The following is a 26,275-nucleotide window of genomic DNA, read 5'->3' on the forward strand; positions in this document are numbered from 1 at the left end:
CCAGGAGAGCTCGTGTACCAGCCCGTTCTTGCCCCCCTGGCGGAGAGCCTGCCGCTGTCGGCGCTCGCCGCACTGCTTCCGCTCCTGACGATCTTTTTCATGCTGGGCGTGCTGCGCACCAAGGCGCACTGGGCCGCCCTGGCGTCCGTCGCGGTCGCGATCGCCGTCGCGGTCGCCGGCTGCGACATGCCGGTCGGTCTGGCACTGCTGTCCGCCTCCCAGGGCGCCGTCTTCGGCCTCTTCCCGATCATGTGGATCGTCTTCGCGGCGATCTGGGTCTATCAGCTCACCGTGGCCAGTGGCCGATTCGAGGACCTGCGCAAGGCGTTCCAGCTCATCAGCGACGACCCGCGGGTCCAGGCGATCATCATCGCGTTCTGCTTCGGCGGCCTCCTCGAGGCGCTGGCCGGCTTCGGCGCCCCGGTGGCCATCACCGGCGTCATGCTGATGGCGCTCGGTTTCGGTCCGCTGCGCGCGGCGACCACGGTGCTGGTCGCGAACACGGCGCCCGTGGCGTTCGGCGCCATCGCCATCCCGATCATCACCGCCGGCACCCTCACCAAGATCCCGTACGAGGAGATCGGCGCCTACGTCGGCCGGCAGACCCCCGTGCTGGCGCTCTTCGTTCCCCTGCTGCTGGTGTTCCTGGTCGACGGCCGGCGCGGCGTACGCCAGACCTGGCCGGTCGCCCTGGTCGCCGGCGGCGCCTTCGCCGCAGCGCAGTTCGCCAGCGCCAACTTCATCTCGGTGGAGCTGACCGACATCATCGCCTCGCTGGTGGCCCTCACCGCCGTTGTGTTGTTCCTGCGGGTCTGGCAGCCGTCCGGGGGCGCCGAGGCGTTCGCGAAGCTGGGCACCGAGGGCGACGAGACCTCGACCGCCGGCGGATCGGCCGGTCCCGTCCGCGGCTCCGGCCCGGGTGGCCGCGTCGGTACGCTGGACCCGAGGACGGACGTCGAGGCGACGCGGGAAGACATCACCGTCGGACGCGTGGCCATGGCGCTGGTGCCATACCTCATCATCATCGCCGTCTTCTCGGTGGCCAAGCTGTGGGAGCCGGCCAAGCTGTTCCTGGCCGGCCAGGACACCAAGATTGAGTGGCCAGGCCTGCACGGTCACGTGCTCACGGTGACCGGCAAGGTCTCCACCGCCACCGTCTACACGTTCCCGTGGCTCTCCTCACCGGGCACCATGCTGCTGGTTGCGGGCATTCTCGTCGCGCTCATCTACCGGATCAGCCCGGCCGTGGCGGCGCGCGAACTGGTCGCCGTGGCGGTGAAGCTGCGCTGGGCCTTCCTCACCGTCGCCTCGGTGCTCGCGCTGGCGTACGTGATGAACCTGTCCGGCCAGACCCTCACCGTAGGGGCCTGGATCGCCGGCACGGGCGCGGCGTTCGCTTTCCTGGCGCCGATCCTCGGCTGGCTCGGCACCGCCGTGACGGGATCCGACACCTCGGCCAACGCCCTCTTCGCCACAATGCAGCAGGCGGCGGCCACCAAGATCGGTCTCGATCCGACGCTGATGGTCGCCGCCAATACCTCCGGCGGAGTGGTCGGCAAGATGATCAGCCCGCAGAACCTCACCATCGCGGCGACCGCGGTGGGCCTCGTCGGCAAGGAGCACCTGTTGTTCCGGAAGGTGTTCCGCTGGAGCCTGCTCATGCTCCTCGGGCTGTGCCTGCTGGTCTACCTGCAGTCCAACGTCCTGGCCTGGACGCTGTCCTGAACCTGGAGGAAGTCGGTGGGCGCCGGCACGCCCGGCGCCCACCGGGAAGGGAGCACATCGTGCCGAGCAGGAGCGGACCGGGCACCTGGGGCGAGATCACCGCCGAAGTGGTGCGGTCGGTCGAGTTCCCCCGCCTCGGTCTCGGGTACCGGGCGGCGGACGTCGATGCGTTCCTGCACCTGGTGGCGGCCGCCCTCGCCGAGGCGGAGACCGAACGGGCGGCGTTGCGGGCGGAGTTGCACCGGTTGCGCTACTGGTACCGCCGGCAGGGCGAGCGGCTGGACCCACCCGAACCGCGCGCCCCGGTCGAGGCCCCGCCACCGCAGGCATGGCAGGCTCGCGTCATGGCCCAGCAGGCGTCCTGGGATCTGGCCGCGGCGGCCGGCGCGCCGCCGTTCGCCGATCCCGGCGAACCCGTACGGCTGGCGGAGTGGAGCAGGGCGTTCGGCGAGGCGGTCGAGGCGCACCTGCGGGCGGTCACCGAAGCCTTCGCGTTCGAGGCCGCCCGGCTGGCGAACGTGCCGCCCGCCGACACTGCGCACACCGGCGGACGGCGTGGCGCCGCCGGCTCCGGGCACGGTGACCCGGCTCCGGGCGACCGGCCCGGACGAGCGCCCGGGCAGCCGGCGAGCCCTGCGGCGGGGCCATGGCTGCCCTGACCGAACACCCAGACACGGCCACCGGGAGCGCCATGCGGATCGGACTCTTCATCACCTGCGTCAACGACCTGCTCCACCCCGGCACCGGCCGCGCCGTGGTCCGGGTCCTGGAACGTCTCGGGCACCGGGTCGAGTTCCCGGCGGCCCAGACCTGTTGCGGGCAGATGCATGCCAACTCGGGCTACCGGGACGAGGCGCTGCCGCTCATCCACCGGTTCGTGGAGACGTTCCGCGACTACGACGCGGTGGTGGCGCCGAGCGGTTCGTGCGTGGCCATGGTCCGCGACTCCTACCCCCGGCTGGTGCCCGACTCGGCCCCGGTGGCCGCCCGCACCTACGAGCTGTCCGAGCTGCTGGTCGACGTGCTCGGCGTGGTGGACGTGGGGGCCCGGTTCCCGCACCGGGTCACCTACCACCCGACCTGTCACGGGCTGCGCATGCTGCGGCTGGGCGACCGACCGATGCGGCTGCTGCGCGCGGTGCGGGATCTGGAACTGACCGAGCTGCCCGATGCCGAGGAGTGCTGCGGCTTCGGTGGCACGTTCGCGCTGAAGAACCCCGGGGTCTCCGGGGCGATGCTGGCCGACAAGTGCGGGGCGATCCGCTCCACCGGCGCCGAGTACGTGCTTGCCGCCGACAACTCATGCCTGGCCCACATCGGCGGGGGGCTGTCCCGCCAGAACACCGGGATTCGGGCGCTGCACTACGCCGAGATCCTGGCTGGAGGTGACGCGTGAAGCCGGGAGCCAACCCCCTGGTCGGCGAGCTGCCGTTCCCGGCGGCCGCCGAGCGTGAACTGCCCCGCGCGCAGCTACGACTCAACCTGCAACGGGCCACCCACACGATCCGGGACAAGCGCAGCCGGGTGGTCGACGAGGTGCCCGACTGGGAGGAGCTGCGCGCCGCCGGCAGCGCGATCAAAACTGATGTGCTCGCCCGCCTGCCCGAGCTGCTGACCCGGTTCGAGGCCGCCGCGACCGCGGCCGGCGCACAGGTCCACTGGGCCCGCGACGCGACCGAGGCGTGCGCGGTCGTGACCCGGCTGGTACGCGAGGCGGGCGCCGAGGAGGTCGTCAAGGTCAAGTCAATGGCGACGCAGGAGATCGGCCTGAACGAGGCCTTGGCCGCTGCCGGGATCGCCGCGGTGGAGACGGACCTGGCCGAGCTGATCGTGCAACTGGCCGACGACACCCCGTCGCACATCCTGGTGCCCGCGATCCACTACAACCGGCGGGAGATCCGCGACATCTTCCGGGAGCGGATGCCCGGCGCCGACCCGGCACTGGGCGACGAGCCCGTCGCCCTGGCCGAGGCGGCCCGCCGGCACCTGCGGGCCAAGTTTCTCGCCGCGAAGGTCGCCATCTCCGGTGCGAACTTCGCCGTCGCCGACACCGGCACGCTGGTGGTGCTGGAGTCCGAGGGCAACGGACGGATGTGCCTGACGCTGCCCGAGACACTGATCTCGGTGGTGGGCATCGAGAAGCTGGTGCCGACCTTCGCCGACCTCGAGGTCTTCCTGCAACTGCTGCCCCGTTCCTCGACCGGGGAGCGGATGAACCCGTACACCTCGATGTGGACCGGGGTCACCCCCGGAGACGGGCCGCAGACGGTGCACGTGGTGCTGGTCGACAACGGGCGTACCGCCACGCTCGCCGACCCGGTCGGTCGGCAGGCGCTGCACTGCATCCGATGCTCGGCCTGCCTCAACGTGTGCCCCGTCTACGAACGGGTGGGCGGGCACGCCTACGGGTCGGTCTATCCGGGGCCGATCGGCGCGATCCTCTCGCCGCAGCTGACCGGGGTGGCGGCCAACCGCAGCCTGCCGTTCGCCTCCACCCTCTGCGGCGCCTGCTACGACGTCTGCCCGGTGCGGATCAACATCCCTGAGGTGCTCGTGCACCTGCGCCAGGCCGCGGTCGACGACCAGCGCGGCCGCCCGTCGCCGGAGCGCACCGCAATGCGCGCCACGGCCTGGCTGATGCGCGACCGGCGCCGCTACGCCCGCGCCCTGCGGGCCGCCCGGGCAGCGACCGCCCCGCTGGCCGGGGTCCTGCGCGGGCGCCCGGTACGCCGGCTGCCGTGGCCGATGTCGGCATGGACGGCGACCCGCGACGCCCCGCTGCCCGCACGGGAATCCTTCCGTGAATGGTGGGCCCGCAACCGAGGAGAGTCCTGATGAATGCTCGTACCGAGATCCTGGACCGGATCCGCGTCGCGCTGGGCGATCCCGTGCCCGCCGTGCCGGTACCCCGCAGCTACCTGCGCACGGTGCAGTGCGCGGACCCGGTAAATCTGTTCGCCGACCGGCTGGTGGACTACCGGGCCACGGTGCACCGCTGCGACGGCGACCTGGCGGCGACGCTCGCCACCGTGCTCGCCGGCAGCCCGAGCCTCGTGGTGCCACCGGACCTGCCGGCCGAGTGGCTGGCCGGCTACCGGGGGCCGGTCCGCCGCGACGGGGACCTCGCGCCGCTGACCGTCGCCGAACTCGACGCGACGGCGTCGGTGCTCACCGGATGCGCCGTCGCGGTGGCGACGACCGGCACCATCGTGCTGGACGCCGGACCGACGCAGGGACGGCGGGCGCTCACCCTGGTCCCCGACCATCACGTGTGCGTGGTGCGGGTCGACCAGCTCGTGACCGGGCTGCCCGAAGCAGTGGCGCAGCTCGACCCGCGCCGCCCGCTCACCTGGGTCTCCGGCCCATCGGCGACCAGCGACATCGAGCTGAACCGCGTAGAGGGCGTCCACGGTCCCCGCCGGCTGGAGGTCGTGCTGGTGAGTTGAGGGCTCGCCGGTGGCCGAGCTTCTGGACGGCCTGTCCGGCGGCCGGCCCGGCCCGGGCAGCCTGCCCGGTGATGGGACAGCCGGCGCGGGGATTCGACCACGTTCAGCGGGCGGACGGATCGGTGGTGATCAGCCACCACGGCCGGCCGGTCGGCACGCTGCGCGGCGAGCGGGCCGCGCGGTTCCTCGCCGAGGTGCGCGAGGGTCCGCAGCTGGTGATGGCCCGGTGGACCGGCAACTACGGCCGGGGCAACGAGCGGGCCGCCCGGCAGCACCCGCGCAACCGGGGCTGAGACGCGGTCAGGGCCCGCGCCCGGAAAGGCGCGGGCCCTGACCGGTACGACCGGTGCTACAGCGGGATGTTGCCGTGCGCGCCCCGTGCGGCGGGCGCCCCGGCGAGCGCCTCGGCGATCCGGCGCCGGGTCACCTCCGGCTTGATCACGTCGTCCACCACGCCGATCTCCAGCGCCCGGTTCACCCCGCCGGCGACCCGGGTCTGCTCCTCGATCAGCTGCGCGCGCAGCGTCTCGCGCTCCTCCGCCGGGGCGGCGGCGAGCTTCTTGCGGTGCAGGATGTTGACCGCCGCGCTGGCGCCCATCACCGCGACCTCCGCGTTCGGCCAGGCGAAGACCGCGGTCGCGCCGAGCGAGCGGGAGTTCATCGCGATGTACGCCCCGCCGTACGCCTTGCGGGTCACCAGCGTCACCCGCGGTACCACCGCCTCGGCGAAGGCGTGCAGCAGCTTCGCCCCGCGCCGGACCACGCCGTCCCACTCCTGGCCCAGGCCGGGCAGGTAGCCGGGCACGTCGACCAGCACGATCAGCGGCACCCCGAGCGAGTCGCACATCCGCACGAAGCGGGCCGCCTTCTCGGCGCTGGACGCGTCGAGGCAGCCACCCAGCCGCAGCGGGTTGTTGGCGATCACGCCGACCGTCCGGCCGGCGAACCGGCCGAGCGTGGTGACCACGTTCGGCGCCCACTTGGCGTGCAGCTCCACGCCGGGGGCGTCCAGCAGCGCCTTGACCACCGGCTTGACGTCGTACGCCCGGTTGGTCTCGGCCGGCATCTTCGCCAGCAGGTCGTGCCCGTCCTCGACGCCGGTCGCCACGTCGTCGGGGGAGAGCCGGCCCTGGTGGCCGAGCAGCGCGGCGAGCTTGCGCGACTCGACCATCGCCGCCTCGTCGTCGGCGCAGGTCACGTGCACCACGCCGGAGCGCCGGCCGTGCGGCTCGGGGCCGCCGAGCCGCTCCATGTCGACCTGCTCGCCGGTGACGCTGCGAACCACCTCGGGCCCGGTGACGAAGATCCTCCCGGCGCCGCTCATCACCACGATGTCGGTCAGCGCCGGCCCGTACGCCGCGCCACCGGCCGCCGGACCGAGCACCACCGAGATCTGCGGCACCCGGCCGGAGGCGCGCACCATGGCGGCGAAGACCTGCCCGACGGCGTCGAGCGCGACCACGCCCTCGGCCAGCCGGGCGCCGCCGGAGTGCCAGAGGCCGAGCACCGGCACCCGCTCCCGGACAGCGGTGTCGATCGCGTCGACGATGTGCCGGCACCCCTCGGTGCCCATCGCGCCGCCCATCTTCGTGGCGTCCGTGGCGTACGCGATCGCCGGCGTGCCGTCGATCTCACCCCGCGCCCAGAGGACGCCGGAGGTGTCCCGGGGTGCCAGCAGGCGCAGCGAACCGGCGTCGAACAGGGCCCGGAGGCGCAGCTCCGGATCCCGGTAGTCCACGGTGGATGTGTCCGCACCAACGGCGGTGGTGGTCACGGGAGCCTCCAAGGCTGTGGTCTCAGGCCCGCGTGAAGACGAGAGCCACGTTGTGTCCGCCGAAGCCGAACGAGTTGTTCAGCGCGGCGGGGATGTCCATGTGGCGCGCCTTGTTGGCGGCCACCTCCAGAGTGAGGCCCTCGTCCGGGTCGTCGAGGTTGATCGTCGGGGGTACGACACCGTCGCGGATCGCCAGGATCGTGGCGATCGACTCCAGCGCGCCCGCCGCGCCCAGCAGGTGACCGGTCATGGACTTGGTGGCGGTCAGCACCGGGTGGTCGCCGAGCGCCTCGTGCAGCGCCTTGATCTCGGCGATGTCCCCGACCGGGGTCGAGGTGGCATGCGCGTTGACGTGCACGATGTCGGACTTCGCCACGTCCGCGTCGGCGATCGCCTTGGCGATGGCCCGGATCGCGCCCGCACCGTCCGGGTGCGGCTGGACGATGTCGTAGCCGTCGGAGGTGATGCCGGAACCGGCCAGCCGCGCGTACACCCGGGCGCCCCGGGCGGCCGCGTGCTCGGCCCGCTCCAGCACCAGGATGCCGGCGCCCTCGCCGAGCACGAACCCGTCACGGCCCTTGTCCCAGGGGCGGGAGGCCCGCTCCGGCTCGTCGTTGCGGGTCGACATGGCCCGCATCGAGCTGAAGCCGGCGATCGGCAGCTGGTGGATGACCGCCTCGGTGCCGCCGGCCACCACCACGTCGGCCCGGCCGGCACGGATCATGTCCATGCCGAGCGCGATGGCCTCCGCGCCGGTCGCGCAGGCGCTGGCCACCGAGTGGACGCCCGCCCGGGCGCCCAGTTCCAGGCCCACCCAGGCGGCGGGGCCGTTGGGCATCAGCATCGGGATGGTGTGCGGGGAGACCCGGCGCGGGCCGGACGCCTCCAGGATGTCGTCCTGGGCGAGCAGGGTCAGGGCACCGCCGATGCCGGAGCCGACGCTGACGCCCAGCCGGTCCGGGTCGGGCCCGGAGTCGGCCAGGCCGGCGTCCGCCCAGGCCTGCTGCGCCGCGATGATCGCGATCGCCTCGGATCGGTCGAGCCGGCGGAGCTTGACCCGGTCCAGCAGGCCGGCCGGGTCGACCGCCAGCTGGGCCGCGATCCGGACCGGCAACTGCCCGGCCCACTCCTGGGTGAGCGCACTCACCCCGGAGTGGCCGGCGAGCATGGCGTCCCAGGTCGACGCGACGTCCCCGCCCAGCGGGGTGGTCGCGCCGATCCCGGTGACGACGACGTCGGTGCGACTCATATCAGGACTGCGCCTCGATGTAGGTGACGGCGTCGCCGACGGTCTTGAGGTTCTGCACCTCGTTGTCCGGGATCTTGACGCCGAACTTCTCCTCGGCCGCCACCACGACCTCCACCATGGAGAGCGAGTCGACGTCGAGGTCGTCGGTGAAGGACTTCCCCTCGGCCACGTCGTCCGGGTTCACCCCGGCAACCTCTTCGAGGATCTCGGCGAGGCCGGTGGTGATCTCGTCACGGGTCATTTCGGTTGGTTCCTCTCATCGGGGGTAACTCGGCGGCCGGCGACGTGCCGACCGCCACTCCTCGGCGCTGGCGCGCCGGAGGGGGTCTCAGGGGCAGCGGACGACCTGACCGGCGTAGGTCAGGCCGCCGCCGAAGCCGAACAGCAGCACCGGGGCGCCCGAGGGCACCTCCCGCCGCTCGATCAGCTTGGACAGGGCCAGCGGCACGCTCGCCGCCGAGGTGTTGCCGGACTCGACGATGTCCTTGGCGATGATCGCCTGCGGGATGTTCAGCCGCTTGGCGATGCCGTCGATGATCCGCGCGTTGGCCTGGTGCGGAACGAACGCGGCCAGCTCCGACGGGTCGACCCCGGCCCGCTCGCAGGCCTGCAGGGCGAGCGGCGCCAGCGCGGTGGTGGCCCAGCGGAAGACCGCCTGACCCTCCTGCGCGATGTACGGGCGCCAGCCCTCGATGCGTACCGCGTCGCTCTTCTCCGGCACCGAGCCCCAGACCACCGGGCCGACCCCGGCGGGCTCGCCCTCGGCGGCGGCGGTGACCACCGCGGCCCCGGCGCCGTCGCCGAAGATGATGCAGGTGGAGCGGTCGGTCCAGTCGGTGAAGTCGGAGAGCTTCTCCGCGCCGACGACGATCGCGTTGCGCGCCGCCCCGGCCCGGATCGCGTGGTCCACGGTGCCCAGGGCGTACGCGAAGCCGGAGCAGGCGGTGTTGATGTCGTACGCGCCCGGGGCGACGATGCCCAGCTTGGCGGCGACCCGGCAGGCCACGTTCGGGCTGCGGTCGACCGACGTGCAGGTGGCCACGACGACCAGGTCGATGTCGGCGGCGGTGAGGCCGGAGTTGGCCAGCGCCTTGCCGGCGGCGGCGGTCGCCATGTCGGCCACCGTCTCCCCGTCGGCGATCCGCCGGGTGACGATGCCGACCCGGTCCCGGATCCACTCGTCGTTGGTGTCGACCAACTGGGCGATGTCGTCGTTGGTGACGACGCGGGAGGGCTGGTAGTGGCCCATCGCGAGGATCCGACTGCCGGTCATACGTGGCCTCCGATGCGGGCGAGGGGTTGGCCCGGCGCGACCGGGTCGTCGTGGTGGGCGAGCCACTCGGTGAGCAGGCCGCTGTCGTGCGCGGTCACCTCGACCGGCCCCTGCCGGGTCGCGATGTGGCCGATCACCTGGCCGGTGCGCAGGTCGGCGCCCTCGGCGAGGTCGGCGGTCGGTTCGAAGGTCCCGGCGGCGGGGGAGACCACCACCCGGAACTGGACCACCGGCTCGTGGCCGCGCAGCCCGCTGTGCCGGGCGATCAGGTCGCGCGCGGCCGGCAGGTCGTCGGGGGTGTTGAGGGTGACGATCTCGGGCCCGCCGGTGGCCTTCAGCTCCCGCTTGACCAGCCCGGCCAGGGTGCCGGCCGGGGGCAGCTCGACCACGCCGGTGACGCCGAGGTCGGCCAGGGTGCGCATGCACAGGTCCCAGCGGACCGGGGCGGTGACCTGGCGGACCAGCCGCTGCACCATCTCCCGGCCGTGGTTGACCGCCGAACCGTCGAGGTTGGACAGCAGGATCCGGGACGGCTCGGCCGGGGTGATCCCGGCGGCCACGCCGGCCAGCGCGGCCTCGGCCGGGGCCATGTACGGGGTGTGGAAGGCGCCGGCGACCTTGAGTCGGGTGATCCGGGCCTTCGCGGGCGGCTCGGCGGCGAGCTTGTCCAGCGCGTCGAGCGCCCCGGCGGCGACGATCTGGCCGGCGCCGTTGCGGTTGGCCGGGTGCAGCCCGTGCGCCGTGATCGCGGCGAGCACCTCGTCCGGGTCGCCGCCGAGCACGGCGGCCATCCCGGTGGGCTCCAGGGCGCAGGCGGCGGCCATCTCCCTGCCGCGTACCCCGGCGAGGGTGATCGCCGCCTCGGCCGGGAGCACCCCGGCGAGGGCGGCGGCGCCGAGCTCGCCGACGCTGTGGCCGGCGGTGACCGCGACGTCGTACATCGGCAGGTGCTCGGCGGCGAGCAGGGCCGCCGCGACCAGCAGCGGCTGCGTCCGGGCGGTGTCCTTGATCTCGTCGGCGTCGGCCTCGGTGCCGAGGTGCACCAGGTCGACCCCGGCGAGCGCGGACCACCACCGCAGGCGGGCCTCGGTGCCGGGCAGGTCGAGCCAGGGAGTCAGGAAGCCGGGTTTCTGGGAACCCTGGCCGGGAGAGAGTACGGCGAGCACGTCTATGACTCTCCTGGATACCTCTGGGTAGCGCTGTGTCGGCACCGACCAAACCGCACTAGAACCTTTGGAGGGATCCTACAAAAATCAACGGCGGTCATCACCCGTCTGTGACGTTTTCCTGACGCCTGGGGTCATTGTCTGGGTCGGGACGGCAGTGACCGCCGGGACGACCGGGTCGAGCCGCCCGACGGTCAGCGCCACCTGGAGGGCGAACGCGTCCCGGGGCGACAGCGGCGAGAAGCCGGTGACCTCGGCGATCCGGCGCAGCCGGTAGCGGACCGTGTTCGGGTGCACGAACAGCGACCGGGCCGCGCTCTCCAGCGTCCCGCCCGCGGTGAAGAAGGCGTCCAGGGTCTCCAGCAGCTCGCCGCCGGCGCGCACCAGCGCCGCGTACACGTCGTGCCGCAGCCGACGGCGGGCCTCGGCGTCGCCGGCTAGGGCCCGCTCGGGCAGCAGCTCCGCCGCCGACACCGGGCGCGGCGCGGTCGGCCAGGCCGGCGCGGCGCGGAACCCGGCGAGCGCCGCCCGCGCCGACTCGGTCGCCTCGTCCAGGCTGGGTACGGCCGGCCCCACGACCACCGGCCCCTCGCCGAACGCGGGCAGCAGCTTCTCGGTGGCGGCCACCGGGTCCGCCGCCCCGCCGAGCACGATGACCAGCCGGTCGCCGTGCACGCCGCCGATCACCTCCACGCCGATCCGGCGGGCCTGCCGGTAGACGGTGTGCAGCACGGCGGCCACCTCCCCGCCGGGGGAGCGGCCCACCGCCACCGCCACCGGCGGCGCGTCCGACCAGCCCAGCGCCGCCGCCCGGCTGGCCAGCACGTCGGGGGAGTCGCCGCGCAGCAGCGCGTCGACCAGCAGCGCCTGGAGCCGGGCGTCCCACGACCCGCGGGACTCGGCGGCCCGGGCGTACACCCGGGCGGCGGCGAAGGCGATCTCCCGGGAGAACCGCAGCACCGCCTCGCGCAGCTGCTGCTCCTCGCCCGGGGCGGCCAGGTGCGACACCTGCTCCTCGACCACGTCGATGGTCACCTTGATCAGCGCCACCGTCTGCTGGAGGCTGATCGAGCGCGCGAGGGCCTCCGGCGCGGTGGCGAAGACCTCGTCGGAGACCTCCTGGGTGCTGTCCGCGCTGCCGCCGCCCGAGCGCAGCCACTGCACCAGGGACCGGGCCCCGGCCTGGGCCACCAGCATGACCCAGGAGCGCTGGTCGGCCGGGAGCTCGCGGAACCAGGGCAGGCTCTCGTCCATCCGGGCCACGCTGGCGGTGGCCAACGCTCCCGCCGCCCGTTCGATCCGGCGGAGCGTGGCCGACAGCTCCATCCCGCCCGGCTCGCTCACCGGTCCAGCCTGACACGTGCTGACCTGGCCATCCACGCCGGGCGGTCACTGTGGCGCGGTCAGCCCCGGCCTGCACCCGGCTGCGCGGCTCCGGTTTCGCCACGATCCGGCTCACCTGGATCCTGGTGGTGCTTTCCGCCATCGCCGGCGGCTGCGCGATCTGCTGGTGGGACAGGGCAGGGCGCTGCTCGGCTGGGCGATCGCCTGCGCCCTGCTCGGCGCGGCGATCAGCTACGTCGACGACGCCGAGCGCACCGGCGAGCTGGTGAACTGGATCCGCAGCCTCACGGTGGTCATCGTGATCTGGCTGGTCGCCTTCCCGGTCTGGGAGACGATCTTCCCGCGCCGCCCGAAGCGCTGACACCCGGGTACGCGCTGCAGACGGCGTCGGTGCCGGCCAGTACGGTGACGTGGGCGCCGGGGCGACCTCCCGGCGCGCGACGCGAGCGTGAGGAGACCGGGATGGCGCACGGGGAGGCCGAACACGGCTGCGCCCAGGGCGAGCCCTGCCGGCTCGGCCACCACGAGCAGCAGGGGCCGCTGCGGCCCCACCGGCGGCTCGCGGCGGTGCCCTGCCCGACCGAGCAGGCCGGCCGGGCGCCCGAGCGGGCCGACGACGAGGTGACGGTGCCCCGGCAGCGGCCCGCCGAGCCGGCCCCTGCGGAGGCGGTGCCGTCCCGGCCGCTCGGCATCGAGCCGGGCCCGCGCCCGTCGGCCGGCGAGCCGGCCGCGGCGGGCGAGCCCGACCCGACCACCCCCCGGGCCTGCCGCAGCGACCTGGCCGGCTGGGCCGGCGCGCACCGGCACGGCCCGGTCCGCCCCAGCCGCCGCCCCGACCGCCGGGAGCGGCCCCCGCACCGCTGGTGCTGACCACCCGGCGGCCGTCCGGCCGCTAGCGTGGGCATAGTGAAGGCGATCGCGATCGACGCGTACGGCCCGGCCGAGCAACTCGCCCTGCGAGACCTGCCGGACCCGCCGGTGGGCCCCGACACGGTGCTGGTGCGGGTGCGCGCGGCGGGCGTGAACCCGGTCGACTGGAAGGTCCGCGAGGGCCACCTGGCCGCCGCGATCCCCGGCCACTTCCCGCTGGTGCCCGGCTGGGACGCCGCCGGCGAGGTGGTCGCGGTGGGGCCGGCGGTGGCCGGGTTCGCGGTCGGCGACGAGGTGATCGGGTACGTCCGCCGCGACGACCTCCAGTACGGCACGTACGCCGAACTCGTCCCGGCCCCCGAGCGCTGCCTGGCCGACAAGCCGGCGCCGGCGTCCTGGGCGGAGGCCGCCGGCCTGCCGCTGGCCGGGCTCACCGCGTACCAGGCGTTGCAGGCGGCGCGCACCGGCGCGGGGGACACCGTGCTGGTGCACGGGGCCTCGGGCGGGGTGGGTCACCTGGCCGTGCAGGTGGCCCGGGCGCTCGGTGCCGACCGGGTGATCGGCACGGCGAGCGAGGCCAACCACGACTTCGTCCGCGCGCTCGGCGCCGAGCCGGTCGGCTACGGCGACGGCCTGGCCGACCGGCTCTGCGTGGTCGCGCCCGACGGAATCGACGTGGCGCTGGACCTGTTCGGCGGGGAGGCGCTGGACGTCTCCGCCGAGCTGCTCACCCGCCCGGCCCGGCTGATCTCCACCGCCGACCCGGAGCACGTGACCCGGCTCGGTGGCAGCTACGTCTTCGTCAAACCGTCCACCCAGGACCTCACCGTGCTCGCCGGGCTGGTCGACGCCGGCCGGCTGACCGTGCACGTCGAACGGACGTTCCCCTTGGCGCAGGCCGCGGACGCGCAGCGCCTGGTGGCGGCGGGGCACGTCCGCGGCAAGGTGGTGCTGGAGGTCTGAACCTGCTGGCGGTCTGCGCCGCCCGGGTGGGTGGCTCAGCGGGTACGGCGGCGGACCAGCAGCGCGATCCCGGCCAGCCCGGAGGTGATCACCAGCATCACCCCGGCGTTGAGCAGCAGCAGGCGCTGCAACTCGCTGATCGCGGCATCGATGTCCCGGCCCGGGTCGAGGGCGTCCTCCGGGATGACCCGCTCGCCGCCGCCGACGCCGCCGCTGACCGTGTCGAACTGCCGCTCCAGCGGCACCCCGGCGGTACGCAGCGTCTCCGACATGTTGAGCCGGCCGAGGAACCAGCCGGCGCTGGTCTTGCGGGAGTCCGGCTGCTTGGCCGGCCGGTAGGCCCGGGGCCCGCCCTTGGCCAGCGGGTAGAGGTCGAAGGTCTGCTTCGGCACGTCCCCGGCGAGCACCACGATCGTGTACTTCGGACCGAGGTCGGCGCGCTTCGGACCGGCGGCGGCGCCGCTGCGGCCGAACCAGTTGACCTGGTCGATCACCGCGAGCACGTGGGCGGGCTGGCTGTCGGCGCGCAGCCGCAGCGGTTCGGTCAGCCCGTCGCCGGTGATGTCCACCCCGGCCGGGGGCGGCTTCGGGGCGGCCCGTTGCGGGCCGGTGGCCTGCGCGGGCGCGGCCATTCCGGCGCTGAGCACCACGGCTGCCGCCATCGCGACCACCACGCCGAGCAGCCGCCTCACCCTTCCGACCATAGCCGCCTCCTCGCCCCGTTCGATGGATGGCTGTGCTGCAGGGTCACGCGTTGGTCGTCGATGGCGGTGACCGTGCCCGCAGGCCGGGGATCCCCCACCTCAAAGACTCCGCAGAACGGCGCTAGGTTGCAGCTGTTGGACCATTATCTGGAACTATCTGCGATCCGGGCCCGACTAATGGTCAGCCGTTGATCAGCGGGCGGATCGTACCTTTGCGGAGGGGTTCATGGGGGGCAGGGTCGCACGTACGGCGCGTACCTCGCTAGCGGTTACGGGCGTGGCGCTCGGTGTGTCGTTGCTGCTGCCGGCGACGCCGGCGGCCGCGCACAACTCGATGACCGGCAGCGACCCGGCCGACGGCGCGCGGGTCGCCGCGGCACCCGCCCGGATCGAGCTGCGTTTCCTGACCAGGGTCGACCCGGCCACGACGAAGATCACAGTGGTCGGGCCGGACAACGTGCCGGCCGCCGGCGCCGCGCCGCGCTTCGCCGGCAGCCGGGTCGCCGTGCCGTTCAGGCCCGGGAAGGCCGGCCTCTACATCGTCGGCTATCAGCTCTCCTCCAGCGACGGCCATCCGGTGAAGGGGGAGGTGCGCTTCACCCTCACCACCGGCACGCCGGCCGATCCGTCCCTGTCGCCGTCGCCGTCCTCGGCGCCCCCGTCGCCGTCCGTCGGGACGGCGTTGCCGGGCGCCGCGACGACGGCCGGGCCGGCCGTCCCGGCTGCCCGCTCCGACGACGACGGCACGCCGGTCTGGCCCTGGCTGGTCGTCGCCGGGCTGGTGGTGGCCGGGCTCGGCGCCGTCCTGCTGCGCCGCCGCGCCACCCGCTCCTGACCGGTCCCGCACGGTCCCCGGCCGGGGATCGACGCCGTACCCGCGTGACCGGGGTCGATCACCGCGTTCCGATGCAGCTACGACGAAGGGCCCGCTGATTCCCGGCGGCCCTTCTCGGGTACGTCTCAGACCAGGCGGACCCGGGCGGCGCGCAGCCGGGCCAGGGTGCGCTCCCGGCCGAGCACCTCCAGCGACTCGAACAGCGGCAGCCCGACGGTGCGGCCGGTGACCGCCACCCGGACCGGCGCCTGCGCCTTGCCCAGCTTCAGGCCGCGCTCGGCACCCACCGCCTCCAGGGTCGCCTTCAGCGACTCGGCGTCCCACGACTCCAACGCCTCGTACGCGGCGATCGCCGCGTCGAGCAGCTCGGCCGCGCCCTCCTTCATCGCCTTGGCCCAGGCGGCCTCGTCGATCAGCGGGTCGGCCAGGAAGAGGAAGTCGACGTTCGGCACGATCTCGCTGAGCACCGCGATCCGGGTCTGGGCCAGCGGCGCCACCGCCGCGAACGCCTCGGCGTCGAACTCGGCCGGCTGCCACGGCGGCGGGGCGATCGTCTCGGTGCCGGCCAGCCAGGGCTGGCAGGCGGCCACGAACTCGTCGACCGGCAGGGCGCGGATGTACTCGCCGTTGAACGCGCGCAGCTTCTTCTCGTCGAAGAAGGCGGGGGAGGGGTTGACCTCCTCCAGCCGGTACTCCTCCTCGATGACCGACCAGGGCACGATCTCCCGGTCACCGGACGGCGCCCAGCCGAGCAGCATCAGGTAGTTGCGCATGGCGTCGGCGAGGTAGCCCTCGTCCCGGTACGCCTCCAGGGCGACCTTGTCGCGGCGCTTGGAGAGCTTCTGCCGCTTCTCGTTGACCACCACCGGGACGTGGGCCCAGACCGGCGGCTTCACCCCGAGGGCGTCCCAGAGCAGCTGCTGCTTGGGAGTGTTGGGCAGGTGCTCCTCGGCCCGGACCACGTGGGTGATCCCCATGGTCATGTCGTCGACCACGTTGGCCAGCAGGAAAACCGGGGAGCCGTCGCCGCGGGCGATGACGAAGTCCTCGATCAGCTTGTTCTCGAAGGTCGGCTCGCCGCGGATCAGGTCGACCACCACGGTCTCGCCCTCGTCCGGGGTGCGGAAGCGCAGCGCGCGCCCCGGGCCGGGCTCCAGGCCCCGGTCCCGGCAGAAGCCGTCGTAGCCCTGGTACTGCGAGCCGGTGCGGGCCTGCACGTCCTCCCGGGTGCAGTCGCAGTAGTACGCCCGGCCGGCCTCGTGGAGCCGCTGGGCGGCGGCGCGGTGCTCGGTGGCGTACTGCGACTGGAAGTACGGGCCCTCGTAGCTGCCCCGGGCGATGCCGATCCACTCCAGCGCGGACAGGATGCCCTCGGTCCACTCGGGCTTGTTGCGCGCCGCGTCGGTGTCCTCGATGCGCAGCACGAAGACCCCGCCCTGCTGCTTGGCGTAGATCCAGTTCTGCAGCGCCGAGCGGGCGCCGCCGACGTGGAACATACCGGTCGGGGAAGGGGCGAAGCGCACACGTACCGTCACGTCCTCCAGCCTACGGCCGCCCGCACCCCCATTCCCCCAGGGGTCCCACGCCCCCGCTCAAGATCCACGCACTTACCCGGAAAGCGTGGCCATTCGGCGCCGAATGAGCACTCTTTCCCAGAAAGTGCGGGGGGTGGGGTGGGGGTCAGCGGACGGCGCGGATCTTGAGGACCAGGGCGCTGCCGAGGAGGGTGACGGCGGCCGTCACGGCGTAGAGGGTGGGGTAGCCGCCGAGGTGGACCACGATCGGGGCGGAGATCGCCGGGCCGAGCACCTGCGGGGCGGAGTTGGCGATGTTGATCACCCCGAGGTCCTTGGCCCGGTCGGTGGCGCGCGGCAGCACCTCGGTGATCAGCGCCGCGTCGACCGACAGGTAGACGCCGTAGCCGGCGCCGAGCAGCAGCGCGGCGGCCACCGCCATCGACCAGACCGGCGCGACGGCGAGCAGCAGCGCCGCCACCGCCATGATCACCCCGGCGGCGATCACGAAGACCTTGCGCCGGCCGGAGCGGTCGGAGAGCCGGCCGGCGACCACCGCGGTCAGCATCATCCCGGCGGTGTAGAGCAGGATCAGCACCAGCAGCGCGCCCTCGGGGTCGGGGTGGCGCACCCCGTCGGTGAGGAAGTACAGCAGGTAGAGGGTGCCGAGCGCGTTGCCGATCTGGACCAGGAACCGGGTGATCCAGGCCCAGGCGAAGTCCGGGTGCCGGCGCGGGCTGATCCACATCGAGGCGGCCAGCGCCCGCCAGCGCAGCGCCGGGCGGTGCGCCCGGGGCAGCGGGTCGTCGGCGGTGAGCAGCGCGAACGGCAGCGAGAGCAGCAGCACGGCCACCGCGATGGCCGCGTACCCGGCGGTGGTGCCACTGACCACGGCGGTGACCAGCACCGCGCCGACCACCAGGCCGAGGGCCTGCGGGATGCCCACCCAGCCGGAGACGCCGCCGCGCTGGGCGACCGGCACCCGGTCCGGGATGGCTGCGGTCAGGCTGGCCAGCATCGCGTTGAAGCACACCTGCGCGGCCACCCAGCCCACCGTCACACCGGCGATGGTGTCCTGCCGGGCGAGCAGCACCAGCGCGAGCGCGCCGAGCACCGCGCCGCCCGCCGTCCAGACGTGCCGGCGGCCGAACTCCCGCCCGCCGATCCGCAGGCAGGTACGGTCCGACAGCGCCCCGGCGAGTGGGTTGGCGAGCACCGCCGCGAGCGCGCCGATCCCGGTGACGACGGCCAGCATGGCCTCCTTGTCGAGCGGGGCGATCCGCTCGACCTGCTGCGGCAGCAGCACCTGGATCGGGGTGAAGAAGGCCATCCAGACGCCGAGGTTGGCCGCGAAGATCAGCGCGATCCAGCCCCGCCGGACCGGCACCATCGGCTCGGCGAGCGCCGCCGGCAGCGAGGTCGGCGTCGGGTCGATCGTGGTCATCGCCGGACGACCTGGTCCCGGTACCAGGCATACGAGGACTTGGGCGTGCGGACTAGGGTGTCGAAGTCGACGTGCACCAGGCCGAAGCGCTTGGTGAAGCCCTCCGCCCACTCCCAGTTGTCCAGCAGCGACCAGACGAAGTACCCGGTCACGTCGACGCCGTCGTCGATCGCCGCCCGGACCGCCCGCAGGTGCCCGTCGAGGTACGCGATCCGCTCCGGGTCGTGCACCCGGCCGTCGGCGTCGGGTACGTCGTCGTAGGCGCAGCCGCTCTCGGTGATCTGGATCTCCGGCAGCGCCTCGCCGTAGGTGTCGTGCAGCCAGGTGAGCAGTTCGCGCAGCCCCTCCGGGACCACCGGCCAGTCGAAGCCGGTCCTCGGGTAGCCCTCCAGCGGCACCATCTCGAACGGCAGCGGCGCGTCCTCCTCGGGCGCGCGGATCCCGGTCGGGTTGTAGTAGTTGACTCCCAGCACGTCGATCGGCGCGGCGATGATGGCCAGGTCCCCGTCGCGCACCGGGGCGTCCTCGAAGCCGGGCGGGTAGCCCCGGCCGAGCAGCGGGTCGGTGAAGAGCCGGTTGTGCAGCGCGTCGTACGCCGCCCCGGCGGCCCGGTCGGCGTCGGTGCCGCCGAGCAGCCGCACCGGCGAGTAGTTGTTGGCGATGGCGACTCCACTGGTGCTGCGGGCGCGCAGCGCGGCGACCGCGAGGCCGTGCCCGAGCAACTGGTGGTGGGCGACCGGCAGGGCGTCGAAGAGCAGGAACCGGCCCGGCGCGTGCACCCCCGTGCCGTGGCCGAGGCTCATGTGGATGAACGGCTCGTTCAGGGTGATCCAGAGCTTCACCCGGTCGCCGAGGCGGGCGGCGACCAGGTCGGCGTACTCGGCGAAGCGGTGCGCGGTGTCCCGGTTCAGCCAGCCGCCGGCGTCCTCCAGAGGTTGCGGCAGGTCCCAGTGGAAGAGGGTGGCCACCGGGTCGATGCCGGCGGCGAGCAGGTCGTCGACGAGCTGGTCGTAGAAGTCGAGGCCGGCCGGGTTGGCCGCCCCGGTCCCGCCGGGCTGCACCCGGGGCCAGGCGATCGAGAACCGGTACGCCGAGACGCCCAGTCCCGCTATCAGCGCGACGTCCTCGCCGTGCCGCTGGTAGTGGTCGCAGGCCACGTCGCCGGTGCTGCCGTCGGCGATCCGCCCGGGGGTGTGCGCGAAGGTGTCCCAGATGGACGACCCGCGTCCGTCGGCGTCGGCGCCACCCTCGATCTGGTACGCGGAGGTGGAGACCCCCCAGCGGAAGCCGGCGGGGAACGCGGGCATCGGCGCGGTCGTCACAGTTGCCCTCCCAGAAACGTGAGACGTGTTCGGGACTCTAGGACGCGGACCCTCGAAGCGCCATAGGCCCGCAGCGGTGTGGGCGCAAGGGTTTTCGGCGTGTCTTTTCCGAACCCGTCCTGGTACGTCCGAATTTGCGCATACAGTGCGGAATATCGCGGATGTCCTCAGTGGGGGAAGACAGAAATGATCCTCGTGGAACGCAGTGCGCACGTGATGGCGCCGATGGAAGCGGTCTGGGACGTCGTGCAGCGGGCCGAGCAGTTGCCGGCCTGGCTGGCGGGCGTCCGCGCGGCCGAGGTCCTCTCGGGGGAGGGCTTCGGCCGGCGACAGTTGGTCCAGGCCGGGCGCGGCGCGGCGCACGAGGCAGAGGTGATCGCCTACCAGGAGCCGACCCTGATCGGGTGGCGGGAGCGGGCCAGGGGCGCCGGCGCCCGGGCCGAGGCGCGCACCGAGATCTACGTCCAGCTGACTCCCGACGAGGAGCAGGGCGGGACGATCGTGCGGCTCATCGTCGTACGGTGGCCGGCCGGTCCGGTCAAGGCGGCCCTGCTCCGGCTCGGGCTGCGTCGGGTCGGCGCCGACCTGGAGGACTCGCTGGCCCGCCTCACCGACCTGGCCGCCGTCGGCTGAGCAGGGCGCGTCCTACGGCGTCACCCGCGACGGCGGTGGCCCGGCGTCCCCGCCAGGGGCTCCGGACCACCGCCGCTTCCGTCGTGGATCGACTCCAGGTCGGCGAGGTGGCGGCATCGTCGGCACCGGGACACCGCCACGTCGCCGATGTGGAGTCGATCAGGAGGCGGCGTGCCGGGAACGACAGCGGGCCCGGCGCGTGGTGCGCCGGGCCCGTCCGTCGTACGCGGGGACTAGCTGTCGCCGCCGGTCTCGCCGACCGGTGCGGCGGTGACGTCCTCGAGGGCGTACTTCTTGGCCGCCTCGGCCGGCACGTTCGCCGGCACCGTGCCGCGCAGCGCGAGCTGCCGCAGCGTCGCGACCGTCACCGACTCGGCGTCGACGTGGAAGTGTCGGCGCAGCGCGTGCCGGGTGTCCGACATGCCGAAGCCGTCGGTGCCGAGCGAGGTGTAGTCGCCGGGCACCCAGCGCGAGATCAGGTCCGGCACCGCGCGCATCCAGTCGCTGACCGCGACCTTCGGCCCGTCGGCGTCGGCCAGCTTCTGCTGGATGTACGGCACCCGGAGCTCGCTGCCCGGGTTGAGCAGGTTGTGCTCCTCGCACTCGACCGCGTCGCGGCGCAGCTCGGTCCAGGAGGTCACCGACCAGACGTCGGCGGCCACCCCCCAGTCCTGGGCGAGCAGCTCCTGCGCCCGCAGCGCCCACTGCATGCCGGTGCCGGAGGCCAGGATGTTGGCCTTCGGCGCGTCCCCGCCCACCTCGGGCGCCGGGGAGTAGCGGTAGATGCCCTTGAGCAGGCCCTCGACGTCCACGCCGGCCGGCTCCGCCGGCTGGAGGATCGGCTCGTTGTAGACCGTCAGGTAGTAGAAGACGTTCTCCTGAGCGTCCCCGTACATCCGGTGCAGGCCGTTCTCCAGGATGTGCGCGAGCTCGTACGCGAACGCCGCGTCGTACGCGACCACCGCCGGGTTGGTGGCGGCGAGCAGCAGCGAGTGGCCGTCCTCGTGCTGGAGCCCCTCGCCGTTGAGCGTGGTCCGCCCGGCGGTGGCGCCGAGCAGGAAGCCCCGGGCCATCTGGTCGGCCGCGGCCCAGAGCCCGTCGCCGGTGCGCTGGAACCCGAACATCGAGTAGAAGATGTACATCGGGATCATCGGTTCGTCGTGCGTGGCGTACGACGAACCGGCCGCGGTGAACGAGGCGACCGAGCCGGCCTCGTTGATCCCCTCGTGCAGGATCTGCCCGCCGGTGGCCTCCTTGTACGACAGGAAGAGCTCCCGGTCGACCGAGGTGTACCGCTGGCCGTGCGGCGAGTAGATCTTCGCCGTCGGGAAGAGCGAGTCCATGCCGAAGGTACGGGCCTCGTCCGGGATGATCGGCACCCAGCGCTTGCCGAACTCCTTGTCCTTCATCACGTCCTTGAGCAGGCGGACGAAGGCCATCGTGGTGGCCACCTTCTGCTTGCCCGAGCCGCGCTTGACGTCGGCGAACCGCTCCGGGCCCGGGATGGTCAGCCGCTTGGTGCTGGTCCGCCGGGACGGCAGGTAGCCACCGAGCTGCTGGCGCCGCTCCTTCAGGTAGGCGATCTCGTCGGACTTCTCGCCCGGATTGATGTACGGCGGGAGGTACGGGTTCTCCTCCAGCGCCTTGTCTGGGATGTCCAGGTAGAGGCGGTCGCGGAAGAGCTTGAGGTCCTCCAGCGTCAGCTTCTTCATCTGGTGGGTGGCGTTGCGGGCCTCGAAATGCGAGCCGAGCGTCCAGCCCTTGATCGTCTTTGCCAGGATCACCGTCGGCTGGCCGGTGTGCTCCATCGCCGCCTTGTAGGCCGCGTAGAGCTTCCGGTAGTCGTGCCCACCCCGCTTGAGGTTCCAGATCTCGTCGTCGCTCAGGTGCTCGACCATCTTGCGGGTCCGCGGGTCGCGGCCGAAGAAGTGCTCCCGGACGTACGCCCCGGACTCCGCCTTGTAGGTCTGGTAGTCGCCGTCGGGCGTGGTGTTCATCAGGTTAACCAGCGCGCCGTCGGTGTCCGCCGCGAGCAGCGGGTCCCACTCCCGGCCCCAGACCACCTTGATCACGTTCCAGCCGGCGCCCCGGAAGAACGCCTCCAGCTCCTGCATGACCTTGCCGTTGCCCCGGACCGGTCCGTCCAGCCGCTGGAGGTTGCAGTTGATCACGAAGGTGAGGTTGTCCAGCTCCTCGCGGGCGGCCACGCCGATCGCGCCGAGGGTCTCCGGCTCGTCCATCTCGCCGTCGCCAAGGTAGGCCCAGACGTGCTGGTCGGAGGTGTCCTTGATGCCCCGGTGGTGCAGGTACCGGTTGAACCGGGCCTGGTAGATGGCGTTCAGGCCGCCGAGCCCCATCGAGACGGTGGGGAACTCCCAGAAGTCCGGCATCAGCCGCGGGTGTGGGTACGACGGCAGCCCGCCGCCCGGGTGGGACAGCTCCTGCCGGAACCCGTCGAGCTGGTCCTCGCTGAGCCGGCCCTCCAGGAATGCCCGGGCGTACATGCCGGGGGAGGCGTGACCCTGGTAGTAGATGTGGTCGCCGCCGCCGGGGTGGTTCTTGCCCCGGAAGAAGTGGTTGAAGCCCACCTCGTAGAGCGAGGCGGAGCTGGCGAAGGTGGAGATGTGCCCGCCCACGCTGATCTCCGGGCGCTGTGCCCGGTGCACCAGCATCGCGGCGTTCCACCGGATGTAGGCCCGGATCCGCCGCTCGATGTGCTCGTCACCCGGGAACCACGGCTCCCGCTCCGGCGCGATGGTGTTGATGTAGTCGGTGGTGGTCAGGGACGGCACCCCGACCTGGCGCTCGCGGGCCCGCTCCAGCAGGCGCAGCATGACGTACCGGGCGCGTTTGGTTCCACGCTCGTCGATGACACCGTCGAGCGACTCGACCCATTCGCCGGTCTCGTCAGGGTCGATGTCCGGAAGCTGGCTCGGTAGACCAGCGGTGATCACCGGGCGCTTGCGTTCCGTAGCCACAGGCGTTCCCTCGGTTGTGTGTGGGATAGGTCTCTAGCGCCATCCTGCCCCCTGGTGGCACCCGTCGTCACGTCTAGCTCCCCCAGACGCGACGCTCAACACAGGTACCCGTCAGTAACTTTGCGCAACTGCCGGATGCGCTAGTCGACCGGGCGCTTGTCCGCCGTCCCTACCCTTCGGGCATGCGATGGCGACTGGTGCTCCTGGGGCTCGTGACGGTCGTCGCCGGCGTGGCCGGCATGGCGGTGGGGCTCGCCGGCCTCATGAAGGGCAAACCGGAGATGGTGGGCTTTCTGGTTCTCGGCGGGTTCGCGCTGCTGCTCGTCATCGGTCTGGCCGGGGACGCCCGCCGTCCCCGCCGCCGGTCCCGTGCCCGCCACGCGGCGGCCGGCTGGTACCCGCCGGGCCCGTACGGGGGAGTCGGCGCGGACCCTGGCTGCGGCCCCGACGGTGGATCGGACTCCGATCGGGCCGGTGGCTCCGACGGAGGCCGTTCGGGCTTCTGGGGCGGGGGCGACGGCGGCTCGGGTTCCCACAGCGGCTCGGACGGCGGCGGATCGAGCTGGGGCGGCTCGGACGGCGGAGGCGGCGGCGGCTACTGAGCCAGGTGCGGCAGAATGCGCCGTATGCGCAGTGAGGTGATCACCGTCCGGACCGGGTCCCGGCCGACCGTCCAGGACATCACCGCCGAGGCCGAGCGGTTCGTCGCCGGCCAGGGCGACGGGCTGCTGCACGTCTTCGTGCCGCACGCCACCGCCGGCCTGGCGATCATCGAGACCGGCTCCGGCTCCGACGACGACCTGCTGCGGGCGCTGGACGACCTGCTGCCCACCGACGACCGGTGGCGGCACCGGCACGGCTCGCCGGGGCACGGGCGCGACCACGTGCTGCCGGCGTTCGTGCCCCCGTACGCGACCCTGCCGGTGCTCGACGGCCGCTTGGCGCTGGGCACCTGGCAGTCCCTCACCCTGGTCGACACCAACGGCGACAACCCCACCCGCCAGGTCCGCCTCTCCTTCCTCCCCGCCTGATCCCCGTCCCCGTCCCCGGGCCGCCTCGGGGACCCTCTTTCACGGAAAGAGTGGCCATCCCGCGCGGAATGGCCACTCTTTCCGTGAAAGTGCGCCAGAGGGGTGCGCCCGGAGGGCGCCCCGGGGGAAGGGGTGGGGGTCAGGGACGCGAGGTTTCCGTCTCGACCGTGTACCGGTCCTGGTCGATGCCGGGGGCCAGGCGGGCGGTGGGCGCGGGAGGCCGGTCGTACGTCTGGTGCAGCCCGGGCACCCGGTCCTCGATCACGAACGAGGCGCGGGTGTACGCGGGCGCGTCCGGCCGGCTCACGTACGGCAGCACCGCGAAGTCGGCCTTCATCTGGCCGGGGGTGATGGTGGTGCGGACGAAGCCGCGCAGGTTGTTCTGGAAGCGCAGGTGCGGATTGGTCGTCAGCCACGGGTGCGAGCCGCTGGCGGAGTCGAAGCCGTCTCCGCCCGAGGTCACCGAGGAGCAGACCAGTTCGCTGCCGACCGTCCGCGAGGCCGGGTCGGCGTAGTCCAGCTTCAGGTCGCTGGCCCAGTGCGCGTGCACGTCCCCGGTGAGCACCACCGGGTTGCGCACCCCGGCGGCGACCCAGCCGCGGGTGATCCGGTCCCGGGAGGCGACGTACCCGTCCCAGGCGTCCATGCTGGTCACGGTGACCGGCCCGGCGTCCCGGTCGCGCTGGGCGAAGAAGACCTGCTGGCCGAGGAGGTCCCAGCGGGCCTCGGAGCGGCGGAACCCGTCCAGCAGCCAGGCCTCCTGCTCGGCACCGGTGATCGACCGGGCCGGGTCGCCCGCCGCCGCGCAGTCGCGGTAGCCGTCCCCGCAGGCCTGGTCGTCGCGGTACTGCCGGGTGTCGAGCAGGTGGAAGGTGGCGAGCCGGCCCCACCGCAGCCGCCGGTAGAGCTGCATGTCGATGCCGCGCGGCACCGAGCTGCGGCGCAGCGGCATGTTCTCGTAGTACGCCTGGAAGGCCGCCGCCCGCCGGGCCGGGAAGTCCGGGTCCGGCGTCTCGGGCACCTCGTCGGCCCAGTTGTTCTCCACCTCGTGGTCGTCGAAGACCACCGCCCAGGGAGCGACCGCGTGCGCGGCCTGGAGGTCCGCGTCGCTCTTGTACTGGGCGTGCCGCTGCCGGTAGTTGGCCAGCGTGCGGGTCTCCGGGCCCTCGTGGCCGCGCGGCCGGTTCGGCCCGAACTCCCGCTCGTACTCGTACTGGTAGTCGCCCAGGTGCAGGATGAGTTCCGGCTCCGTCTCGGCCAGCCGCCGGTACGCCGTGAACCAGCCCTGCTCGTAGTGCGAGCAGGAGGCGAAGCCCATGGCCAGAGCGGCGGGCAGGGTCCACGGTGCCGGGGCGGTCCGGGTCCGCCCGACCGGTGAGGTGTGCCCCTCGGCCTGGAAGCGGTAGAAGTACTCCCGGCCGGGCAACAGACCGGCCAGCTCGACGTGCACGCTGTGCGCCGATTCGGGGCGCGCGGTCGCCGTGCCCCGCCGGACCACCTGCCGGAAGCGTTCGTCCGCGGCGACCTCCCAGCGCACCTCCACGGGCCGGCGGGGCATCCCGCCGAGGCCGTCCTCGGCTAGCGGCTGCGGCGCCAGCCGGGTCCACAGGACGAAGCCCTCGTGGTCGGGGTCGCCGGAGGCCACGCCGAGGGTGAACGGCCAGGCCAGCCGGCGGAACGTGGCCCCGCCGACCGGTCCCGCCGAGTGGTCCGCGCCGGCGGCGGTCCCGGCGGGCAGGCCGGTTGTCGCGCCGACCGCGCCGAGCGCCGCGCCGGTGATCAAAACAGCACGTCGGGACAGTGCCATGTTTCCTCCCCAGGGTCCGGTTCCGTACCGACCTGGGAAGCGTCGCGAGCGTGCGTGACCGCCAGGTGACGCCCAGCGCCACACCCCGCCGACACCTGAGGAACAGCAGGGCGTCCACCCGGTGATCACGGCGCCGCCTTCCCCGGGGGCCGCCTCGCGCGCCCTCTTTCACGGAAAGAGTGGCTATTCCGCGCCGA

General features: G+C 73.2%; 25 protein-coding genes. 13 read left to right on the forward strand and 12 right to left on the reverse strand.

Translation table 11 applies throughout. The annotated features are described in order from the left end of the window. Nucleotides 1-12: 12 nt before the first annotated feature. The 6 genes from KBX37_RS12675 (at nt 13) to KBX37_RS12700 (ending at nt 5,464) form a co-directional block, all read left to right on the forward strand. On the forward strand, nt 13-1,725 hold the full coding sequence (locus tag KBX37_RS12675; protein WP_210776101.1) for an L-lactate permease: 1,713 nt from the start codon (nt 13-15) through the stop codon (nt 1,723-1,725). A 59-nt stretch (nt 1,726-1,784) separates the two neighbouring features. After that, on the forward strand, nt 1,785-2,384 hold the full coding sequence (locus KBX37_RS12680; protein ID WP_210776102.1) for a DivIVA domain-containing protein: 600 nt from the start codon (nt 1,785-1,787) through the stop codon (nt 2,382-2,384). Between the two features lie 32 nt (nt 2,385-2,416). Next, a complete protein-coding gene (locus tag KBX37_RS12685; protein WP_179801234.1) occupies nt 2,417-3,121 on the forward strand; it encodes a (Fe-S)-binding protein in 705 nt (234 codons plus the stop codon). Then, nucleotides 3,118-4,560 carry a LutB/LldF family L-lactate oxidation iron-sulfur protein gene (locus tag KBX37_RS12690; protein WP_210776103.1) on the forward strand — a complete coding sequence of 481 codons (1,443 nt, stop codon included), beginning with the start codon at nt 3,118-3,120 and terminating at the stop codon, nt 4,558-4,560. Before KBX37_RS12685 ends, KBX37_RS12690 begins: the two co-directional genes overlap by 4 nt. Beyond that, nucleotides 4,560-5,171, forward strand: coding sequence for an LUD domain-containing protein (locus KBX37_RS12695; RefSeq protein ID WP_210776104.1), 612 nt, complete (start codon nt 4,560-4,562; stop codon nt 5,169-5,171). The genes KBX37_RS12690 and KBX37_RS12695 overlap by 1 nt, the downstream gene beginning before the upstream one ends. Before the next feature lie 71 nt (nt 5,172-5,242). After that, complete coding sequence (locus KBX37_RS12700) at nt 5,243-5,464, forward strand: hypothetical protein (protein ID WP_210776105.1); 222 nt, start codon at nt 5,243-5,245, stop codon at nt 5,462-5,464. A 56-nt stretch (nt 5,465-5,520) separates the two neighbouring features. Here KBX37_RS12700 and KBX37_RS12705 read toward each other — a convergent pair whose 3' ends face one another. From KBX37_RS12705 to KBX37_RS12730, 6 genes are all read right to left on the reverse strand, one after another. Then, the gene (locus tag KBX37_RS12705) at nt 5,521-6,945 is read right to left on the reverse strand and encodes an acyl-CoA carboxylase subunit beta (protein WP_210776106.1); all 1,425 of its coding nucleotides are present in this window, start codon (nt 6,943-6,945) and stop codon (nt 5,521-5,523) included. 22 nt (nt 6,946-6,967) lie between these two features. After that, complete coding sequence (gene fabF, locus KBX37_RS12710; protein WP_210776107.1) at nt 6,968-8,194, reverse strand: beta-ketoacyl-ACP synthase II; 1,227 nt, start codon at nt 8,192-8,194, stop codon at nt 6,968-6,970. Nucleotide 8,195: 1 nt separating this feature from the next. Further along, on the reverse strand, nt 8,196-8,435 hold the full coding sequence (locus KBX37_RS12715) for an acyl carrier protein (protein ID WP_088960922.1): 240 nt from the start codon (nt 8,433-8,435) through the stop codon (nt 8,196-8,198). Between the two features lie 87 nt (nt 8,436-8,522). Further along, complete coding sequence (locus KBX37_RS12720) at nt 8,523-9,467, reverse strand: beta-ketoacyl-ACP synthase III (RefSeq protein ID WP_210776108.1); 945 nt, start codon at nt 9,465-9,467, stop codon at nt 8,523-8,525. Continuing rightward, nucleotides 9,464-10,633, reverse strand: a complete 1,170-nt coding sequence (locus tag KBX37_RS12725) for an acyltransferase domain-containing protein (RefSeq protein ID WP_210776109.1) — start codon at nt 10,631-10,633, stop codon at nt 9,464-9,466. Before KBX37_RS12725 ends, KBX37_RS12720 begins: the two co-directional genes overlap by 4 nt. A gap of 87 nt (nt 10,634-10,720) precedes the next feature. Continuing rightward, on the reverse strand, nt 10,721-11,959 hold the full coding sequence (locus KBX37_RS12730) for a CdaR family transcriptional regulator (RefSeq protein ID WP_246158556.1): 1,239 nt from the start codon (nt 11,957-11,959) through the stop codon (nt 10,721-10,723). Nucleotides 11,960-12,143: 184 nt separating this feature from the next. On the opposite strand from KBX37_RS12730, the gene KBX37_RS12735 reads away from it, so the two are divergent. From KBX37_RS12735 to KBX37_RS12745, 3 genes are all read left to right on the forward strand, one after another. After that, the gene (locus tag KBX37_RS12735) at nt 12,144-12,338 is read left to right on the forward strand and encodes a hypothetical protein (RefSeq protein WP_210776110.1); all 195 of its coding nucleotides are present in this window, start codon (nt 12,144-12,146) and stop codon (nt 12,336-12,338) included. Between the two features lie 101 nt (nt 12,339-12,439). After that, the gene (locus KBX37_RS12740; RefSeq protein ID WP_210776111.1) at nt 12,440-12,847 is read left to right on the forward strand and encodes a hypothetical protein; all 408 of its coding nucleotides are present in this window, start codon (nt 12,440-12,442) and stop codon (nt 12,845-12,847) included. 36 nt (nt 12,848-12,883) lie between these two features. Further along, on the forward strand, nt 12,884-13,810 hold the full coding sequence (locus KBX37_RS12745; protein WP_210776112.1) for an NADP-dependent oxidoreductase: 927 nt from the start codon (nt 12,884-12,886) through the stop codon (nt 13,808-13,810). 35 nt (nt 13,811-13,845) lie between these two features. Here KBX37_RS12745 and KBX37_RS12750 read toward each other — a convergent pair whose 3' ends face one another. Further along, complete coding sequence (locus KBX37_RS12750) at nt 13,846-14,514, reverse strand: hypothetical protein (RefSeq protein ID WP_210776113.1); 669 nt, start codon at nt 14,512-14,514, stop codon at nt 13,846-13,848. A gap of 277 nt (nt 14,515-14,791) precedes the next feature. Between KBX37_RS12750 and KBX37_RS12755 the strand changes: the two genes are divergently transcribed. After that, nucleotides 14,792-15,349: a copper resistance protein CopC gene (locus tag KBX37_RS12755; RefSeq protein WP_307849049.1), complete on the forward strand. Its 558-nt coding sequence runs from the start codon at nt 14,792-14,794 to the stop codon at nt 15,347-15,349. 125 nt (nt 15,350-15,474) lie between these two features. Here KBX37_RS12755 and gltX read toward each other — a convergent pair whose 3' ends face one another. From gltX to KBX37_RS12770, 3 genes are all read right to left on the reverse strand, one after another. Beyond that, nucleotides 15,475-16,884: a glutamate--tRNA ligase gene (gltX, locus tag KBX37_RS12760; RefSeq protein ID WP_307849050.1), complete on the reverse strand. Its 1,410-nt coding sequence runs from the start codon at nt 16,882-16,884 to the stop codon at nt 15,475-15,477. 145 nt (nt 16,885-17,029) lie between these two features. Further along, nucleotides 17,030-18,307, reverse strand: a complete 1,278-nt coding sequence (locus KBX37_RS12765) for an MFS transporter (RefSeq protein ID WP_210776115.1) — start codon at nt 18,305-18,307, stop codon at nt 17,030-17,032. Continuing rightward, nucleotides 18,304-19,614, reverse strand: coding sequence for a GH1 family beta-glucosidase (locus tag KBX37_RS12770; RefSeq protein WP_210776135.1), 1,311 nt, complete (start codon nt 19,612-19,614; stop codon nt 18,304-18,306). The genes KBX37_RS12765 and KBX37_RS12770 overlap by 4 nt, the downstream gene beginning before the upstream one ends. Before the next feature lie 201 nt (nt 19,615-19,815). Here KBX37_RS12770 and KBX37_RS12775 point away from each other — a divergent pair, with 201 nt between their 5' ends. Further along, a complete protein-coding gene (locus tag KBX37_RS12775) occupies nt 19,816-20,262 on the forward strand; it encodes an SRPBCC family protein (RefSeq protein WP_210776116.1) in 447 nt (148 codons plus the stop codon). A gap of 233 nt (nt 20,263-20,495) precedes the next feature. Here the strand turns inward: KBX37_RS12775 and aceE are convergent, their stop codons facing one another. Next, nucleotides 20,496-23,240, reverse strand: a complete 2,745-nt coding sequence (gene aceE / locus KBX37_RS12780; RefSeq protein ID WP_210776117.1) for a pyruvate dehydrogenase (acetyl-transferring), homodimeric type — start codon at nt 23,238-23,240, stop codon at nt 20,496-20,498. A gap of 182 nt (nt 23,241-23,422) precedes the next feature. On the opposite strand from aceE, the gene KBX37_RS12785 reads away from it, so the two are divergent. Together KBX37_RS12785 and KBX37_RS12790 are read left to right on the forward strand one after the other, a co-directional pair. Further along, the gene (locus tag KBX37_RS12785) at nt 23,423-23,842 is read left to right on the forward strand and encodes a hypothetical protein (protein ID WP_210776118.1); all 420 of its coding nucleotides are present in this window, start codon (nt 23,423-23,425) and stop codon (nt 23,840-23,842) included. A 24-nt stretch (nt 23,843-23,866) separates the two neighbouring features. Beyond that, the gene (locus KBX37_RS12790; RefSeq protein WP_179801218.1) at nt 23,867-24,271 is read left to right on the forward strand and encodes a YjbQ family protein; all 405 of its coding nucleotides are present in this window, start codon (nt 23,867-23,869) and stop codon (nt 24,269-24,271) included. Between the two features lie 139 nt (nt 24,272-24,410). Here KBX37_RS12790 and KBX37_RS12795 read toward each other — a convergent pair whose 3' ends face one another. Beyond that, a complete protein-coding gene (locus KBX37_RS12795; protein ID WP_210776119.1) occupies nt 24,411-26,078 on the reverse strand; it encodes an alkaline phosphatase in 1,668 nt (555 codons plus the stop codon). Nucleotides 26,079-26,275 lie beyond the last annotated feature (197 nt).

The organism is Micromonospora sp. U56, from assembly GCF_018070095.1.
Lineage (GTDB): Bacteria > Actinomycetota > Actinomycetes > Mycobacteriales > Micromonosporaceae > Micromonospora > Micromonospora purpureochromogenes.

What these genes read in the sequence shown, in the direction of transcription:
- KBX37_RS12685 (WP_179801234.1), top strand. Translation starts at nt 2,417, where the DNA reads ATGCGGATCGGACTCTTCATCACCTGCGTCAACGACCTGCTCCACCCC.
- KBX37_RS12695 (WP_210776104.1), top strand. Translation starts at nt 4,560, where the DNA reads ATGAATGCTCGTACCGAGATCCTGGACCGGATCCGCGTCGCGCTGGGC.
- KBX37_RS12700 (WP_210776105.1), top strand. Translation starts at nt 5,243, where the DNA reads ATGGGACAGCCGGCGCGGGGATTCGACCACGTTCAGCGGGCGGACGGA.
- fabF (WP_210776107.1), bottom strand. Translation starts at nt 8,194, where the DNA reads ATGAGTCGCACCGACGTCGTCGTCACCGGGATCGGCGCGACCACCCCG.
- KBX37_RS12715 (WP_088960922.1), bottom strand. Translation starts at nt 8,435, where the DNA reads ATGACCCGTGACGAGATCACCACCGGCCTCGCCGAGATCCTCGAAGAG.
- KBX37_RS12720 (WP_210776108.1), bottom strand. Translation starts at nt 9,467, where the DNA reads ATGACCGGCAGTCGGATCCTCGCGATGGGCCACTACCAGCCCTCCCGC.
- KBX37_RS12730 (WP_246158556.1), bottom strand. Translation starts at nt 11,959, where the DNA reads ATGGAGCTGTCGGCCACGCTCCGCCGGATCGAACGGGCGGCGGGAGCG.
- KBX37_RS12740 (WP_210776111.1), top strand. Translation starts at nt 12,440, where the DNA reads ATGGCGCACGGGGAGGCCGAACACGGCTGCGCCCAGGGCGAGCCCTGC.
- KBX37_RS12750 (WP_210776113.1), bottom strand. Translation starts at nt 14,514, where the DNA reads ATGGTCGGAAGGGTGAGGCGGCTGCTCGGCGTGGTGGTCGCGATGGCG.
- KBX37_RS12765 (WP_210776115.1), bottom strand. Translation starts at nt 18,307, where the DNA reads ATGACCACGATCGACCCGACGCCGACCTCGCTGCCGGCGGCGCTCGCC.
- KBX37_RS12770 (WP_210776135.1), bottom strand. Translation starts at nt 19,614, where the DNA reads ATGCCCGCGTTCCCCGCCGGCTTCCGCTGGGGGGTCTCCACCTCCGCG.
- KBX37_RS12775 (WP_210776116.1), top strand. Translation starts at nt 19,816, where the DNA reads ATGATCCTCGTGGAACGCAGTGCGCACGTGATGGCGCCGATGGAAGCG.
- KBX37_RS12785 (WP_210776118.1), top strand. Translation starts at nt 23,423, where the DNA reads ATGCGATGGCGACTGGTGCTCCTGGGGCTCGTGACGGTCGTCGCCGGC.
- KBX37_RS12790 (WP_179801218.1), top strand. Translation starts at nt 23,867, where the DNA reads ATGCGCAGTGAGGTGATCACCGTCCGGACCGGGTCCCGGCCGACCGTC.
- KBX37_RS12795 (WP_210776119.1), bottom strand. Translation starts at nt 26,078, where the DNA reads ATGGCACTGTCCCGACGTGCTGTTTTGATCACCGGCGCGGCGCTCGGC.